We start from the raw sequence: 15656 nt of genomic DNA on the forward strand, positions 1-15656 counted from the left end.
CAGAAGGCCCACCGCAGTGCCGGGACATCGCCGACCGAGCACTCGACGGCCGGCACGTAGTGCGCGGTGATTACGCCCGTATCGGGGTTGACGGGCAGGGTCGCGCCGGCACTAAAGTTTCTTGTGACGATAAGAATGTTCCATAATCCGAAATAGCCCGGGATAGCCGACGACGGATCGACGCTCGGGTGCCGAACCACCAGCGTGGTACCCGACCACCGAAGCCCGAGTACGTGAACGAGGACCGGGACGCCTCCGGCCCACCCAGACGAGCCGGACAGCAACGCCGACGTCCGAATCCGCACGGTTCGGGACCGCCGCACGATCGCGGAAGGAGAGCAACGATGCTCGACCGCGCAGCACACGACGCGCTGGTCGCGGCCGTCGGATCAGAGAACGTGATCTCCGATCCGGTACAGCTGCGCAGTTACGAATGCGACGGGCTGACCGGCTTTCGACAAACGCCGTCACTCGTCGTTCTGCCCCGCAGCACCGAGGACGTCGCACAGGCGGTGCGCGCCTGTCACCGGCACCGGCTCCCGTTCGTCGCTCGCGGCGCGGGCACCGGTCTGTCCGGGGGCGCGATGCCCGTGGCCGACGGTGTCGTGATCTCACTGCAGCGCATGCGGGAGATCGTGGACATCGACCCGGTCGACCGGCGAGCCGTACTACAGCCGGGGGTCACCAACCTCGACATCACGAAAGCTGCGGCGGCGCACGGCCTGTACTACGCGCCGGATCCGTCGAGTCAACAGGTGTGCACGATCGGCGGCAACATCGCGGAGAACTCCGGCGGTGCTCATTGCCTGAAGTACGGCTTCACCACGAACCACGTCCTCTCCATGACCGTCGTGCTGCCCGACGGCGAGGTCGTGACGCTCGGCGAAGACACCGACGAGCAGCTCGGCCCCGACCTGCGCGGCGTGGTCATCGGCTCGGAAGGAACGCTCGGAATCGTCTGCGAGATCACGGTGCGGCTCCTCCGGGTGCCGGAAACCGTCCGCACGCTCCTCGCGGACTTCCCCTCCGTGACGGCTGCGGGTGAAGTGGTCAGCGACCTCGTCGCGGCGGGCATCATCCCGGCCGCTGTCGAAATGATGGACAACCTGGCGATCCAGGCGGCCGAGAAAGCCGTCGGTGCCGGCTACACGCTGACGACTCCGGCCGCGCTGGTCGTGGAACTCGATGGGCCCGCATCCGAATGTGAGAGGCAGTTCGACCAGGTTCGCACGATCTGCGAGCGTCACGGGTGCACCCGGCTCCACATCGCGGAGACGGCGGCGGAACGAGCCAAGATCTGGAAGGGCAGGAAGGCGGCCTTCGCTGCGGTGGGGAGGATCAGCCCTGACTACATCGTGCAAGACGGGGTCGTCCCCCGGACACGGCTCGCCGAGGTCCTGAGCCGGATCGAAGAGATGGGCCGCGATGCGGGCCTCCGCGTGGCGAACGTCTTCCATGCGGGTGACGGCAACCTGCACCCGCTGGTGCTGTTCGACGAGGACGCGGGCGAGATGGAGCGCGCCGAGCAACTGTCCACCGACATCGCCGAGCTGTGCGTGGAGCTCGGAGGATCACTGTCCGGCGAGCACGGCATCGGCACGGACAAGGCTTGTTCCATGCCGCGGATGTTCGGGGAGGCCGACCTTTCCACGATGGACAGCGTGCGGGCCGCATTCGACCCGCAACGCCTGTGCAACCCGGGCAAGCTCCTGCCCACACCGAGACTGTGCGGGGAAAAGCCGGGCCGGTACCGGCCGCACCCGCTGGAAGAGGCCGGGGTGATCGAGCGCCTATGACCGCCACGATTGTGACGCCGACGGACCTCCGGTCGGCGTGCGAAGCCTTCACCGAGTCGCGGGGCAAGGTCCGGATCCAAGGGGCGGGCACGGCCTCCGCATGGGCGGGAGCCGCCGACGCCGCCGACGTCGTCGTCGACGCGACGGCTCTCACCGGGATCCGCACGTACAACCCCGCCGACATGACGGTCTCCGTCGGGGCGGGCACCCCGCTCGCACAACTGCACGATGAAGCCGCCCGGCACGGCCAGCGCATCGCGTTCGACGGTGCGCGGGTACGGCGCGGTGCCACGGTCGGCGGGCTGATCGCCACGGCCGATTCCGGCCCGCTGGCGCTCGGTTTCGGCTCCATGCGCGACCTGGTCATCGGAGCGACCGTGGTGCTGGCCGACGGCACCCCCGCCCGAACGGGCGGGCACGTCATCAAGAACGTGGCGGGCTACGACCTGGCAAAACTGATGCACGGTTCGTACGGCACCTACGGACTGCTGACCGAGGTCGTGCTGCGGTTGCACCCCACTCCGGAGGCACAACGCACGGTGGCGTTGGACTGCACGCTGGCCGACGCGACCGGTCATACGCGGTCGCTGCTGGCCGCGGCGCAGGAGCCGGTGTCGCTCGAGTGGGCCGACGGCACACTACTCGTCCGCATCGAAGGCACGGCCGACGGCACAGAAACGCGCACCCGCTCGCTCGCCACGCTGACCGGTGGCCGGGTTCTGGCCGACGACGAGGCAGCGGACGCATGGGAGCGGCACGCGCGGCTGGTCGACGACGCGACGGTACGGATCGGCTGTCGGCCGAGTCGGCTTCCCGGAGTCCTCGACCGGTTCGGAGCCCCTGCCGCAGCGGGCCTGGCCACCGGGGTCGCGACACTCTCGCTACCGGCGGACCGCGTCGACCAGGTGCACGATGCCGTTACCGACGTGGGCGGCACCTCGGTGACTCGAGGTGCTGCGGGTTCGCAGGCACGGCCGTGGGGCCAGCAGCCGTCCGCGTTGCGTGTGTTGCAAGCGGTCAAGCGGGAACTCGACCCGGCCCGCCGACTGGATTCCGGGCGTTTCGGATCCTGGTTCGACTCGCCCGCCGCAACCTCGGAGGCAGACGTCGACGCGGTCCCGGAATCCTCTGCCACGACGCCGGCGACCGGACCGCTCGCGCACGAACGGGCGATGGGCCGGGGATCTGCCGACACCGCGCTCACGGACGGAGCGTCGGCGGCGTCACCGCCCGACCCGACGTTACGGACGACATCCCTGACGCGGACACCGACCGATTCCGGTGGGGAAGGGCCTACCGGCACGGAACAGGAGGACTCGTGACGGATTCGAGTTTCGACGCGACCAACCCGCCGTCGCGCGAACTGCTCAACGACTGCGTCCACTGCGGGTTCTGCCTGCCGACGTGCCCGACGTATCAGTTGTGGGGCGAAGAGATGGACTCGCCGCGCGGCCGGATCTACCTGATGGATCTGGCGGAACGCGGCGAGATCGAACTCGAAGGCGCATTCACCGAACACATCGACGCCTGCCTCGGCTGCATGGCGTGCGTGACGTCGTGTCCCTCCGGCGTGCAGTACGACCGGCTGCTGGAAGCGACGCGGCCACAGGTCGAGCGGAACGTGCCGCGTGCCCGGTCGGACCGGTGGTTCCGCAACGGGATCTTCGCGCTGTTCCCCTACCGCAGGCGACTGCGTGCGGCGGCCGTCGGCGGCGCGCTCTACCAGAAGTCACGGTTGCCGGCACTCGCCGCACGCGTCCTGCCACCACGACTGCGGGCCGCGCAGGCGCTGATGCCGCAGGTCCGGCTGCGCTCCGCGTTCGCGAGCCTGCCACGCCGGGTACGGGCCGAAGGCGAACCACGCAGGCGCGTGGCGTTGCTCTCCGGGTGCGTGCAGGACGTGTTCTTCCACGAGGTGAACACCGCGACCCAGCGTGTGCTCGCCGCGGAGGGCTGCGAGGTGCTGACGCCACGCGACCAGGGGTGCTGCGGGGCCCTGGGGCTACACGCCGGACGGGAACCGCATGCCCGTGAGCGCGCGAAGCACACGATCGCGACGTTCGAGAAGCTGCCGGTGGACAACATCGTGGTGAACGTGGCGGGATGCGGGTCGTCCATGAAGGAGTACGGCCACCTGCTTGCGGACGATCCGGAGTGGACGGACCGTGCCGAAGCGTTCAGTGCGAAGGTCCGTGACATCACCGAGTTGCTCGCCGAACTGGAGCCACGCGCCGAGCGGCACCGGATCGACGCGAAGGTGGCTTACCACGACGCGTGCCATCTCGGCCATGCGCAAGGAATCCGGGAACAGCCCCGGTCGGTGCTGCGGACCATCCCGGGCGTCGACCTGGTCGACCTTCCGGACGCCGAGATCTGTTGCGGTTCCGCCGGGATCTACAACATGGTCAATCCCGAACCGGCGGAGGAGCTCGGCGAACGGAAGGCACGCAACGTGCAGGCGGTCTCGCCCGAACTACTGGTCACCGCCAACCCAGGCTGCCTGCTCCAGCTGCGGCGGTACCTCGACGACGTTCCCATGCTGCATCCGGTGCAGTTACTCGACGCGTCCATCCGGGGCCGCCGACCGACGGAGGACCCATGACCGAGTGAACGTTGCCCGGGTTCAGGGCGTCGAGATTCAGGGCGTCGCGGAGTGGGCCAGGTCGTACTGGTGCATGACGTGCTCGACGAGCCTGATCAGCACGTCCCGTGCCGACGCACGGTCACGGGCGTCGCACAGCATGAGCGGCACAGTGGGCGCGATGTCGAGGGCGTCCCGCACCTCTTCGGCCGTGTACCGGTGGGCCCCGTCGAAGCAGTTGACACCCACGATGAACGGCACGCTGCGCCGCTCGAAGAAGTCGACGGCCGGGAAACACGTCTCGAGACGGCGGGGATCGGCCAGTACGACCGCACCGATCGCACCCTCGGCGAGCTCGTTCCACATGAACCAGAACCGGTCCTGCCCCGGAGTGCCGAACAGGTACAGGATCAGCTCGGGGCTGATCGTGATCCGGCCGAAGTCCAGCGCCACGGTCGTGCTGACCTTCGACTCGACACCCGTCAGGTCGTCGATGCCCGCGGAAGCCTCGGTGATCGCCTCTTCGGTCCGCAGCGGCGGTACCTCGCTGACGGAACCCACCAAGGTCGTCTTACCGACGCCGAAACCACCGGCGATCAGCAGTTTCGCGGCCGTGGCCTCTCCACTGCCAGGTTCGGGATGTCCGGGTGTCATGGAAAACCGCCTGCGTACGTTTCGTGTTCGGATCCGCTGGAGCGACCTCGCGGTGGTGACACATGTTCGCAGGCGATCCAACCACGCGGACAGCGACGTGCCGATCGCGAGGGTCTGTCAGGCCCTCGGCGCCGCGCTGAGTACCGCCCCGACCCGCTTCACCATCATGTTCATGGAGTAGGCCACCATCCCCATGTCCGCATCGGCCGACGTCAACAGCGCGAGGCACGCCCCGCTGCCCGCCGCCGTGACGAACAGGAACGCGTGGTCCATCTCCACGAGCGTCTGGCGTACCCCTCCGCCACCGAACTGCCGGCCGGTCCCCTTCGCAAGGCTCTGGAACGCCGACGCGACAGCCGACAGGTGCTCGGCCTCCTCGGCGGCCATGTTGCTGGAGTTGCCCATCAACAGGCCGTCGGACGACAGCACCACGGCCCTGTCGGCGCCTGCGACCTGTTGCACCAGGTCGTCGAGGAGCCAGCCGAGTTCACTACCCCTACTTGTCATCGTGGTCCTTCCCCGCTCGCGAAAAAGCCTGTGCCTTCCCGCTTCCCCTGGTCCTGCCGCGCACGTTCCGTGCCACGTTGGAATCCCGCGAACCTGTTCCTCACCGCGTCGGCGTTCGCGCCGCCCGCCTCCGGTGTCTCCGCAGCAGGCGACTCGGGCGCGTCCTGCGGCGACTCCCGTAGCTGCGGGGCGAGATTCTCCTGCTTACGCCTCCGCGGCAACGGCGGCTTCGACTGCGCCCCGGCCCCGCCGGCGGCGGACGGCGGCACCGCGGCCTGCTGACCCGAGTGGTGCAGCGGGTTCCGCGGCCGCGGCGGCAGCCCGGGTGCCGATGCCCCGCCCGTCGACTGCGGCCCCGTCGGCCCGGGCTGCGATGCCGGAGGCTCAGCGGGCTGCTGCTCCGGGCGTCGGTGCCGGCGACGTGGCAGTTCCGCCCCGGACTGCCGATGCTCTTCCGACCGGGCGCCACCGTCTGCCGGAGGCTCCGCACCGGGGGCTTCGTCACGCAGAAAGCGATCCTGCACCGACGGCACGCGTCCCTGCGGGTCCACCGGGCGGTTCACACCCGGGGAAGCCGACGGCTCGGAACGCGGGTCCGCCCAGGGGCGCTGCCGCGACGCCCGCCGCGGTGCCGGTTCCGGCCGCGCGGACCGCGGACCCTGCTGCTGCCGCTCGGAGGGCTGGTCGGGTCGCGGCCGGACGTCCGCGGCTTGTCCCGCGCTGTCGGTGTCCGGCCATTCCCGCACCGAACCGTCCTGTGCCTGCGCCCGGGACGACGGCTCCACGGCACGTCCCGGATCCCGCTGTTCTTCCGCCGCCGGCTCGGCATCGGCCGACGAGCCGAACCATCCACTGCCGGGAGCTTCGACCTTCGGCTGCGATCCGGACAGGATCGCGCTCACCGAAGCCGCCGAGGCGAAGCCGACTCCCGGGGCCGCGCCGCCGACGCCCGCACCGGAACCCTCCTGCCGCGCATCCCGAGCAGCGACGTCCTCCGCGCGCTCCCCCTGGCCGCCGACCTGCGCATCGCCGGCCCGTGCCGGGCCCGTCCCGTCGGCCGGTTCCGCGGGCGGCCAGCCGACGGCCGGCCCGGATCCCGTGTCGGGACCGCCGGGCCGCTCGTGTTCGGGCAGCGTGCCGAGCAACTCGGGATCCAACCGGACGACCGCGCGGGTGCCGCCGTGGATCGCTTCCCGCAGCCGTACCTGAATGCCGTGCCGCGCGGCCAGTCGTGCGACCACGAACAGGCCGAGGCGCGGTTCGTCGGACAACGCCATGAAACTGAAGTCCGGCGGTTCGGCCAACAGGGTGTTCAGGCGTTCGGCGTCCGCCTCCTCGATGCCGAGGCCCTGATCCTCGACCTCGAGGACCACGCCCTTCGTAGCGGCCGCGTCGCCGCGCACCACCACGCGCGAATCCGGCGGTGAGAACGCGGTCGCGTTGTCGAGCAGCTCGGCCAACAGGTGCACGACGTCGCCGACTGCGGGCCCGATCACAGCGACATCCGGCAACGCCGCCACGTCGACGCGCCGGTACTGCTCGATCTCGGCGTTGGCGCCCCGGACGAGGTCGGCGATCGACACGGGGTTGCGCCACCGCCTACCCGGCTGCTGTCCGCCGAGGATGATCAGGTTCTCCGCGTTGCGGCGGGCCCGCGTGGCGAAGTGGTCGACGCGGAACAGCATCTCGAGCTGCTGCGGGTCGTCGAGGTGCTGCTCGGCGTCGTCGAGCGCCTTCAACTGGCGGTGCACGAGGACCTGGCTGCGGTGGGCGATGTTGAGGAAGACCGTCTTCGTGCCCTCGCGCACGCGCGATTCCTCGATCGCCGCCGCCACCGCGGTGCGCTGCGCCTTCTGGAACGCGTCGGCGACCTGGCCGATCTCGTCCTCACCGTGGTCGGCGGATTCGAGTTCGACGACGTCCACGTTCTCGCCCGCCTGCACGCGACCGACCAAGTCGGGCAGGCGGTTCTCGGCGAGGTCGAGGGTCTCCTCCCTGAGCCGGACGAGCCTCCGGACGAGCCATTGCGCGAGCCGCCACGCGAAGAAGATCAGCAGCGATCCGACGGCGAGCGAGGCTCCACCTGCGACGAGCGCACCGATGAGGGTGCGGTCGGCGCGTTCGACGCCTTCGTTCGTCGCGTGGGTGCTCTGTTGGATGTACAGCGACATCAGCGTCCCGCCGACCTCGCTCGCCGCCTCGTGCCAGCGTTCGGGAGACACGGGAACCCGCTGGGTGCCGCCGCCTTCGAGGAACGCGTTCTCGACCCGCGTCACGACCCGCCACGCGTCGCTGCCGACGAGGCGCTCGTAGTCGGCGCGCACCGCGGGAGTCATCGACGCACGCGCGAGCTGCGCCCGGTAGGCACCGACCTGGCCGGCGTAGGTGCGGAACTCCTCTGCGCTCAGGCCGCCCGCGGCGTGTCCTGCGGCGGCGAGGGCGTCGGCCCGTGCCATGCCGTCGGCGGCGGTGAACAGTGGCATCGACTGGACGCGCAGATACGCCGTCTCGGCGTCGGGGGTCAGTCTGGCGACGCCGGTGAGGCCGGCCGCGACGGTGTCGATGATCCGGTTGTAGAGGTCGTAGGCGTCCTGCAGTGTCGGCGCGTTCGGACCGCCCGCGTCGTCGACGCGGCTCCGGAACTGTTGGAGTTCGCCGAGCTGCCCGCGGAGCCGCTCGATGACACCGCGGATCTCGTCGGACGCGCCGTCGACCATGCCGTCGACGTCGTCCATCAGGTTCTTGGTCGCCGCGTCGGTCTCCGTGCGCTGCTCGGTGAGTTCCCGCTGCGGCGACGACCCGGCGAGTGCCTGGAGTGTGAGTCTCCGCTCAGCCCGAATCGCGCCGAAGAAGTCGACACCGGGTTCGGCCGCCTCGTGCACGCGGACGACGAAGTCGCGACCCTTGACCGCGTCGTAGATCAGGTAGCCGGACACGACGACGCCGACGACCAGCAATGCCACGCTGGGTATGAGCGCCGCGGCGAGCACACGTCCGCGGAGTGAACGCCTGGAAGGCTTGGTGACCACGCCTCAAGGCCCTTTCATCGACGCCGGATGACTGCCCAGGGCCCCCGCCCCCCCGTCGAGCTGCTGCACGTCGGGTCGGACCGCCGGATGAACCGCCGACCCGACCACGCTGCGCGGAGGTTATGCAGCGCATTCTGGACAGTCAACGCTGGTGACCCGATCACTGTGCAGACTCTCGGCATACAGCAGGCGAACGAGCTGCGCTTTCAATCCTCGGACGATCGGCAGCTCGGTAACTCGACGTGACCAAGGTCATGCCCCATCCGGAGGACGACGAAGGTCGGAACGAACCGATCAGTAACCCTCTCGGACAACCCGACGATACGCATACCGGACACTGTCCGCGCCCGTACACATTCCCGGGAGGTGAGTCACATGCTCAGGCGTCCTTCGAGTGACATCCGACCCCAACAGCCGCCCGTCGAGCGGGTGCTGTTCGTGGTGCTGTCCGTAGCCTTCGCGGTGACCGCGGCCCTGCAGTTCTTCCTCGCCGACGCGATGTCGGTCTGGTGGCCGTTCGTACTGGCGGCGGCACTCACCGTCGCGTCGCTGATCTGCCTCTACGCCGCACTCCACGACCCCGGCGACTGACGTCGTCAGGCGGTACCGCCGCTCCGCCTGCCGGGCATTTCCGCCGTCCAGCACACGGCGGTGCCGTCGAGTGCCGTCGTGCCGTCGTCGCGCGTGACCCGCGTGGCCAGCTTCGTGATCGGCTTGTCGTCCCTGACCTCGGTGACCTCCACGCGTCCCGTGATCGTGTCGCCCGGCCGCACCGGGGCGGTGAAGTTCCAGGACACGTTGAGGAAGACCGTTCCGGGCCCCGGCAACTTCTCCGCGATCACGGCGTTGAGGATCGCGCTGGTGACCCCGCCCTGGACGACGATCTCCCCGAAACGCGAGGACGCGGCGGCGGCCTCGTCGTAGTGCAGCGGGTTGCGGTCCCCGCTCAGCTCGGTGAACCGGAGAATGTCGTCGGGCCCCACCTGCCGGGACAGCTCCGCGGCGGCACCCACTTCCGGTTTGCCGTTCGGCCAGACAGCGGACATGTCACTCCTTTGTGGACGGGTTTGTGGACGGGACCGCGGCACGGGTACGCGACCCGAAGGCGCGCATGGCCAGCGCACCGATCACCGGGCCGGGGACCAGCGCGAGGAACGCGTACCGCCAGCCGACCACGGCGGCCACCAGCGGCACGACCTGGATGCTGACCGCGGTCAGGGCGAAGCCGATCGCGGTCTGGGCGGTCAATGCCGTGCCGACGTACCGGGAGTCGGCCGTTTCGCTCAACGACACCGAGAACACCCCCGAGTCGGCGATCACGGCGGCACCCCACACCGCACAGAAGGCGACCAGCACCACCGTCGGCGCGTCGAGCGCGAGGGGCGAGAGCAGGCAGCAGGCGCCGCTGACCGCGAGCGCGGACACCGCGGCCGGGGAACGGCCGTACCGGTCGGATATCCAGCCACCGAGGAAACACCCGGCCGCGCCGGCGACGCCCATGGTCGCGAACACGAGGAGCTCGACCACGTGCGGCGCGTCCGCCGCCTCACGTGCCAGCAGGAACGTCGGGATCCACGTCCACAGCGCGTAGAGCTCCCACATGTGGCCGAAGTAGCCGAGGTTGGCCAGCCGCGGCCCGCGCTGGGTGAACATGGTGAGGGCGTAACGCGGGTTCGGCAGTGGACTGCCCGCCGCGAGATGCGGACCCGGCCGCACGATCGTGACCGCCACGAGCGCGCCGAGCCCGCCGAGCACGGACGCGGCCAACAGCACCGACCGCCACGGCAGCGATCCGAGCCCCGCGATCAGGTGCGGCACCGACGAGCCGAGGGTCAGCGCCGCGATCAGCATCCCCATCGACATGCCCCTGCCGGAACGTCCCGACCAGGACACCATGAGTTTCATGCCCACCGGGTAGACGCCCGCCAGGAAGACGCCGGTGAGAAACCGCAGCGGCAGCGCTGCCGCCATACCGCTGACCAGCATCGCCAACACGAGCGTGCAGAGCGCGGCCAGCGCCGCACTGGTCGCGAGGAGCAGGTGCGGGCGCACCCGGTCGGCGAGGTTCAGTGCGGCCGAGCCGACGGCGCCCACGACGAAGCCGATCTGCACCGACGCCGTCAGCCACACGGCGGCCGCGGCCGAGATACCCCACTCGTCCCGGAGCGTGGGCACCACCGCGGACATGGAGAACCAGACCGCCAGCCCGAGCACCTGGACGGCCGCGATCGCGATCCTACGTTGCAGTGGGCTCATGGGTGCGCCGTCACCGACAACGTTTTCCGAACCGTCCTGGCCTCACCCGCGAACCTCCATCGGCATCGATCGCTCGGACGACCGTATCCAGCGGCGAGGCCGCACGGAACCGCCGAGGCGGCGAACGTGCGGCGCCGAAACCGTGCGACCCGCACCACCCGGCGCGGCCGACAGGCTCGCCGCGGGGTGTTCCCGCAGGTCACCGCGGCACCGACGCGGTGGGAGTCAGCCTTCGGCGAGCAGCGGTTCGAGTTCCAGGTCCGGTTGGGCGCGCAGCAGGATGCGCAGGGACATCTCGTCCTCGAAGACGGCGAGCTCGGTGCCGTCGGCCCGGTCGAGGACCTCGCTGCGCCTGCCCGCGTCGACGATGCTGCGCTGCGACGAGTCGCCGAGCTTACGCACGGCGCTGTAGGGCAGGCGGTCGAGCTTCACCGGCGCGTTGAACTCGTGCTCCATCCGGTGGGTCGCCACCTCGAACTGCATCGGCCCGACCGCGGCGAGCACCGGGGCGCCGTCACCGCGCAGGTCGGATGTCAGCAGCTGCACCACACCCTCGGCACCGAGCTGGTCGATACCCTTGCGGAACTGCTTGGCCTTGCTCAGGTCGGACGGCGTCGCGACGGCGAAGTGCGCGGGCGCGAACTGCGGCAACCCGGGGAACCGCACCGCGGGTTTGCCCGAGTACAACGTGTCGCCGACCCGCAACGCCGTGGCGTTCACGAGCCCGATCACGTCCCCGGGATACGCCGTGTCCACTGTGGATCGTTTCTGCCCGAAGACCTGCTGCACGTACTTCGTCGCGAACGGCCGCTTCGTCGTGGCGTTGGTGACGACCATGCCGCGCTCGAACACGCCCGAGCACACGCGCGCGAACGCCACCTGGTCGCGGTGGGCCGGGTCCATGCCGGTCTGCACCTTGAACACGAAGGCGGAGAACTCGGCGTCGAGGGGCCGCGGCGCGCCGTCGGCGTCCTTGCGCGACTCTGGGCGGGGAGCGAGATCGACGACCAGGTCGAGCAGGTGGCGCACCCCGAAGTTGAGCACGGCGGCGCCGAACAGCACCGGCGTGGCGCTCGCGTCGCGGAACCGTTCCTCGTCGAACTCGCCGCCGGAGTCGAGCAGCAGGTCGTACTCCTCGCACGCGGTCGTCCAGTCCTCACCGACCTCGGCCTCGGCCTGTTCGGGCGAGAGGTGTTCCTCGGGTGCGGCCTTCGCGCCGCCCGCGGTCCGCGCGTAGCGGACGAACTGCCCGGTCGGCACGTCGAGTACGCCCTGGAAGTGCCCCGGCGAGCCGACGGGCCAGGTCAGCGGCATCGGCTGCAGGTCGATGCGCTCGACCAGCTCGTCGCACAGTTCGAGCGCGTCGCGCCCCGGCCGGTCCCACTTGTTGATGAACGTCAGCACCGGAATGCCCCGGTGCCGGCACACGTCGAACAGCTTCAACGTCTGCGGCTCGAGACCCTTGGCCGCGTCCAGCAGCATCACCGCCGAGTCGACCGCCGACAACACGCGGTAGGTGTCCTCGGAGAAGTCCGCGTGACCGGGCGTGTCCAGCAGGTTGATGACGCAGTCGCGGTACTCGAACTGCAGCGCCGCCGACGTGATCGAGATGCCACGCGCCTGCTCCATCGACATCCAGTCCGACACGACGCCCTGCCTGCCGCCCTTGCCGTGCACGGAGCCCGCCTCGGAGATCACGCGTGCGTGCAGGGCGAGCGCCTCGGTCAGCGTCGACTTACCGGCGTCGGGATGGCTGATGACGGCGAACGACCGCCTGCGCCGCGCCTCCTGGAGGGGAGCGGCGTCGTGAGGAGTGGACACAATCCTCCAGGCTACTCGCGCGACCGCGCCGCTTCCCATGCGCGGGTGGCGGCGCGCGACCGCTCGGTGGGGCGGCACGGCCCTCCGTCGCACGTCGCGCGTTCGCCCCTCCCGCATTGCACGAGAACATGTTCTACTTACCGCATGCGTCACGGGATCGTCATGTTCACCAGCGACCGCAGCATCGCGCCCGCCTCGGCGGCACGTGTGGCGGAGGAGGCCGGTTTCGCCTCCTTCTGCGTCCCCGAGCACACGCACATCCCGGTCCGCCGCGACGCCGCACACCCGCGGACGGGCGACTCGTCCCTGCCCGACGACCGCTACGTACGCACGCTCGACCCGTGGGTCGCGCTGTCGACGGCCGCCGCCGTCACGACCCGCATCCGCCTGGGAACGGCCGTCGCGCTGCCCGCCGAGCACGATCCCCTCGCACTGGCGAAGACGATCGCCTCGCTCGACCACCTCGCAGGCGGGCGCGTGACGCTCGGCGTCGGCTTCGGCTGGAACACCGACGAGCTCGCCGACCACGGCGTACCTCCCGGCAAACGCCGAACGGTGCTCCGCGAGTACGTCGAAGCCATGCGCGCGCTCTGGACCGCCGACGAGGCGGCCTACGACGGCGAGTTCGTCTCGTTCGGGCCGAGCTGGGCCTGGCCGAAACCCGCCGGGGACGTCCCGGTCGTCGTCGGCGCGGCGGGCACGGCGAAGACGTTCGACTGGATCACCCGCACCGGCCACGGCTGGATGACGACCCCCGGCGAGGACGACCTCACCGACAAGATCGCGACCCTGCACCGGACGTGGCGGGAAGCGGGTCGCGTCGGCGTGCCCGAGGTCGTCGCGCTGGCGGGCAGGCCGGACCTCGAACAGCTCGACGCGTGGGCGGCGGCAGGCGTCACCGAGACCCTGTTCGGATTGCCCGACCGCACCGAACCCGAGGTCGCCGAGTACCTGCACCGCCTCGCCGACACCCTCGCCCGCAGGTAGGCGCGACGTCAGCCGGCGAGGTCGATCGTCGGGAGCCGGGACAGCTCCGCGGCGGGCATGTCACCGACGGCCGCGCGCAGGAGTTCCTGCTGCTCATTCATCCGCGCGTCGACGAGCTTGCCGAGTTCGTAGGCGAGCGCGCCGGTCTGGCGGACCGTGACGTCGTCGGGCGCGGGCCGCGGCGCCGACGTCACCGCGACGCCGCCCGCCCTGCCGGTCTCGTCCTGCGCGGCGCCGACGCCGCACTGCTCCCGCCGCGCCGACACGTAGTGGTCGCGCAGTCGCAGCAGCAGTTCGTGCCACTCGGTGACCTCGCCCTGCAGCGACGTCTCCGCCACGTCGGAGGCCGCCAGTCGCGGCTCCCCCTCGAAGCACCGCGCGTACGCCAGTACGGCGGTCGTCCACAGCGCTTCGGCCGTCAACTCGTCGGGCGGCGTGGAACCGCCTGCCAGGCGTTCGCAGCACTCCAGCACGGTCTGCACGTCGCCGAGCAGCTCGGCCAGCCCCGCGAGTTCGCGTGATGCCGGAGTGTCGAGCGCACGGACGGTGTCGGGAACGGTCATCGTCGCCAAGCCCTTCGTCGGATCCTGTGTCGGGGTCGACGCGGCCACCCATAGGGGCGGGCGTCATCGGTTTCTGCCGCCGCGCCCGGAACCCGCGGCAACACCCTCGTGGCACAGCCGCATCTCGATCTCGACCCGAAGAAGATGTGGACGCTCGACCACCTTCGCCGGTGCCCGCCGTTCCCGAGCCCGAACGTCAGTCTGGGCGAGATGACCGACTCCGAACGGCAGGCCTTCCACGCCGACTACGTCCGGCAGGGTCCGGGCGGCAGGCCGGCGCCCGCCGAGTGAAGCGCTCGCGCGCCGGAGCGAGGGGGCCGCGCGGGGCGGGCCACGGACCCGCCCCGCGCCGGCGCCGTCCGGATCACGCGAGTCAGCGACGAAGGTGAGGTGAGCATGACCGAGAAGCACCGGGTGCGGTTCGAGCCCGTCGGGATCGAGGTCGAGGTCGACGAGGATCAGACGATCCTGCGCGCGGCCGCCGAGCAGGGCGTGATGCTGATGCACGGTTGCAAGGAGGGCCAGTGCGGGTCGTGCAAGTCGTTCGTCCTGGACGGTGACGACCTCGAGCACGACAGGTACTCCACGTTCGCGCTTCCGGATTTCGAGGCCGAGGAGGGATACACGCTCCTGTGTCGCGCGCACCCATACGAGGACCTGACCATCGAGCTGCTCAACTACGACGAGGAGATGATCCGCTCGGGGCTGCCGATCCGATCCGCGACGGTCGGGGTGGTGTCGAACGACAACGTCACCCACGACATGCGCCGGCTCGTGGTGCGGCTGATCGAACCGGAGGAGCTGCGGTTCTTCCCCGGCCAGTACGTCGACTTCGCCGTACCCGGTACCGGCGAGACCCGTTCGTTCTCGATGGCGAACACGTCGACGGCCGACGGCACGCTCGAGTTCGTCATCAAGGTGTACCCGGGCGGGCTGTTCTCCGAGTACCTCGACACCAAGGTGCAGCCGGGCGACCGGCTGGAGATCACCGGCCCGTTCGGGGTCTTCACCCTGCGAGACGGGCGGGACGCGCCGCTGCTGTTCGTCGGCGGCGGTGCGGGGATGGCACCGATCCTGTCGCTGCTGCGGTCGATGGCCGAGCGCGGCGTCGATCGGCCCGCGACGTTCTACTACGGCGCGCGGACCGAACGTGATCTGTGTTTCGACGACGAACTCCGCGAGCTCGAGACGCGGCTGCCGCGGTTCCGGTACGTGCCTGCACTGTCGGACGCTGCGGACGGCGCGTGGGCGGGTGCCACCGGATTGATCACCGACGTGGTGCGCACGTCGGAAACCGACCTGTCCGGTGTGGACGCCTACGTGTGCGGGCCGCCGCCGATGGTGGAGGCGGCGGTCGAGCTGCTTCCCGCTCTCGGCGTCGACGAGAAACGGGTCTTCTACGACAAGTTCACGACCACCGGCGACGACGGGTGAGACCGGGCTTGCAGCCCGTGCCACCGGC

General features: G+C 70.3%; 13 protein-coding genes and 1 pseudogene. 7 read left to right on the forward strand and 7 right to left on the reverse strand.

All coding sequences use genetic code 11. The annotated features are described in order from the left end of the window. Positions 1–344 precede the first annotated feature (344 nt). From FHS23_RS01765 to FHS23_RS01775, 3 genes are read left to right on the forward strand one after another with little or no spacing between them, the layout of a single operon-like run. Positions 345–1796: an FAD-binding oxidoreductase gene (locus FHS23_RS01765; protein WP_183646656.1), complete on the forward strand. Its 1452-nt coding sequence runs from the start codon at positions 345–347 to the stop codon at positions 1794–1796. Next, the gene (locus tag FHS23_RS01770; RefSeq protein WP_183646659.1) at positions 1793–3118 is read left to right on the forward strand and encodes an FAD-binding protein; all 1326 of its coding nucleotides are present in this window, start codon (positions 1793–1795) and stop codon (positions 3116–3118) included. The genes FHS23_RS01765 and FHS23_RS01770 overlap by 4 nt, the downstream gene beginning before the upstream one ends. Then, the gene (locus tag FHS23_RS01775) at positions 3115–4398 is read left to right on the forward strand and encodes a heterodisulfide reductase-related iron-sulfur binding cluster (RefSeq protein ID WP_183646662.1); all 1284 of its coding nucleotides are present in this window, start codon (positions 3115–3117) and stop codon (positions 4396–4398) included. Before FHS23_RS01770 ends, FHS23_RS01775 begins: the two co-directional genes overlap by 4 nt. A 36-nt stretch (positions 4399–4434) precedes the next feature. Here the strand turns inward: FHS23_RS01775 and FHS23_RS01780 are convergent, their stop codons facing one another. From FHS23_RS01780 to FHS23_RS01790, 3 genes are all read right to left on the reverse strand, one after another. Then, the gene (locus tag FHS23_RS01780) at positions 4435–5031 is read right to left on the reverse strand and encodes a GTP-binding protein (protein ID WP_183646663.1); all 597 of its coding nucleotides are present in this window, start codon (positions 5029–5031) and stop codon (positions 4435–4437) included. Between the two features lie 117 nt (positions 5032–5148). Then, complete coding sequence (locus FHS23_RS01785) at positions 5149–5538, reverse strand: roadblock/LC7 domain-containing protein (protein WP_183646666.1); 390 nt, start codon at positions 5536–5538, stop codon at positions 5149–5151. After that, positions 5535–8501, reverse strand: coding sequence for a nitrate- and nitrite sensing domain-containing protein (locus FHS23_RS01790; RefSeq protein ID WP_183646669.1), 2967 nt, complete (start codon positions 8499–8501; stop codon positions 5535–5537). The genes FHS23_RS01785 and FHS23_RS01790 overlap by 4 nt, the downstream gene beginning before the upstream one ends. A gap of 441 nt (positions 8502–8942) precedes the next feature. Here FHS23_RS01790 and FHS23_RS01795 point away from each other — a divergent pair, with 441 nt between their 5' ends. Further along, on the forward strand, positions 8943–9158 hold the full coding sequence (locus FHS23_RS01795) for a hypothetical protein (protein ID WP_221219299.1): 216 nt from the start codon (positions 8943–8945) through the stop codon (positions 9156–9158). Positions 9159–9163: 5 nt separating this feature from the next. Here the strand turns inward: FHS23_RS01795 and FHS23_RS01800 are convergent, their stop codons facing one another. The 3 genes from FHS23_RS01800 to FHS23_RS01810 form a co-directional block, all read right to left on the reverse strand. Next, positions 9164–9613, reverse strand: a complete 450-nt coding sequence (locus FHS23_RS01800; RefSeq protein ID WP_183646672.1) for a MaoC family dehydratase — start codon at positions 9611–9613, stop codon at positions 9164–9166. Between the two features lies 1 nt (position 9614). After that, the gene (locus FHS23_RS01805; protein WP_183646675.1) at positions 9615–10823 is read right to left on the reverse strand and encodes an MFS transporter; all 1209 of its coding nucleotides are present in this window, start codon (positions 10821–10823) and stop codon (positions 9615–9617) included. A 225-nt stretch (positions 10824–11048) separates the two neighbouring features. Then, positions 11049–12644 (reverse strand): peptide chain release factor 3, encoded by a 1596-nt coding sequence (locus FHS23_RS01810; RefSeq protein ID WP_343053572.1) that lies wholly within the window; start codon positions 12642–12644, stop codon positions 11049–11051. A gap of 144 nt (positions 12645–12788) precedes the next feature. Between FHS23_RS01810 and FHS23_RS01815 the strand changes: the two genes are divergently transcribed. Further along, the gene (locus FHS23_RS01815) at positions 12789–13631 is read left to right on the forward strand and encodes an LLM class F420-dependent oxidoreductase (RefSeq protein ID WP_183646678.1); all 843 of its coding nucleotides are present in this window, start codon (positions 12789–12791) and stop codon (positions 13629–13631) included. Positions 13632–13639: 8 nt separating this feature from the next. Here the strand turns inward: FHS23_RS01815 and FHS23_RS01820 are convergent, their stop codons facing one another. Continuing rightward, complete coding sequence (locus FHS23_RS01820) at positions 13640–14194, reverse strand: hypothetical protein (protein ID WP_246381266.1); 555 nt, start codon at positions 14192–14194, stop codon at positions 13640–13642. Positions 14195–14290: 96 nt separating this feature from the next. On the opposite strand from FHS23_RS01820, the pseudogene FHS23_RS01825 reads away from it, so the two are divergent. Together FHS23_RS01825 and FHS23_RS01830 are read left to right on the forward strand one after the other, a co-directional pair. Continuing rightward, positions 14291–14485: pseudogene (locus tag FHS23_RS01825) on the forward strand (methane monooxygenase); the annotation flags it as partial. Between the two features lie 105 nt (positions 14486–14590). Further along, a complete protein-coding gene (locus tag FHS23_RS01830; RefSeq protein ID WP_183646681.1) occupies positions 14591–15628 on the forward strand; it encodes an NADH:ubiquinone reductase (Na(+)-transporting) subunit F in 1038 nt (345 codons plus the stop codon). The last annotated feature ends 28 nt before the right edge of the window (positions 15629–15656 follow it).

The sequence above is a fragment of the Prauserella isguenensis genome (assembly GCF_014191605.1).
GTDB lineage: Bacteria > Actinomycetota > Actinomycetes > Mycobacteriales > Pseudonocardiaceae > Prauserella > Prauserella isguenensis.

Bases quoted from the DNA above. Each gene is read 5' to 3' on its own strand.
- FHS23_RS01805 (WP_183646675.1), bottom strand. From the start codon at position 10,823: ATGAGCCCACTGCAACGTAGGATCGCGATCGCGGCCGTCCAGGTGCTC.
- FHS23_RS01830 (WP_183646681.1), top strand. From the start codon at position 14,591: ATGACCGAGAAGCACCGGGTGCGGTTCGAGCCCGTCGGGATCGAGGTC.
- FHS23_RS01770 (WP_183646659.1), top strand. From the start codon at position 1,793: ATGACCGCCACGATTGTGACGCCGACGGACCTCCGGTCGGCGTGCGAA.
- FHS23_RS01820 (WP_246381266.1), bottom strand. From the start codon at position 14,194: ATGACCGTTCCCGACACCGTCCGTGCGCTCGACACTCCGGCATCACGC.
- FHS23_RS01815 (WP_183646678.1), top strand. From the start codon at position 12,789: ATGCGTCACGGGATCGTCATGTTCACCAGCGACCGCAGCATCGCGCCC.
- FHS23_RS01795 (WP_221219299.1), top strand. From the start codon at position 8,943: ATGCTCAGGCGTCCTTCGAGTGACATCCGACCCCAACAGCCGCCCGTC.
- FHS23_RS01785 (WP_183646666.1), bottom strand. From the start codon at position 5,538: ATGACAAGTAGGGGTAGTGAACTCGGCTGGCTCCTCGACGACCTGGTG.
- FHS23_RS01765 (WP_183646656.1), top strand. From the start codon at position 345: ATGCTCGACCGCGCAGCACACGACGCGCTGGTCGCGGCCGTCGGATCA.
- FHS23_RS01780 (WP_183646663.1), bottom strand. From the start codon at position 5,031: ATGACACCCGGACATCCCGAACCTGGCAGTGGAGAGGCCACGGCCGCG.
- FHS23_RS01800 (WP_183646672.1), bottom strand. From the start codon at position 9,613: ATGTCCGCTGTCTGGCCGAACGGCAAACCGGAAGTGGGTGCCGCCGCG.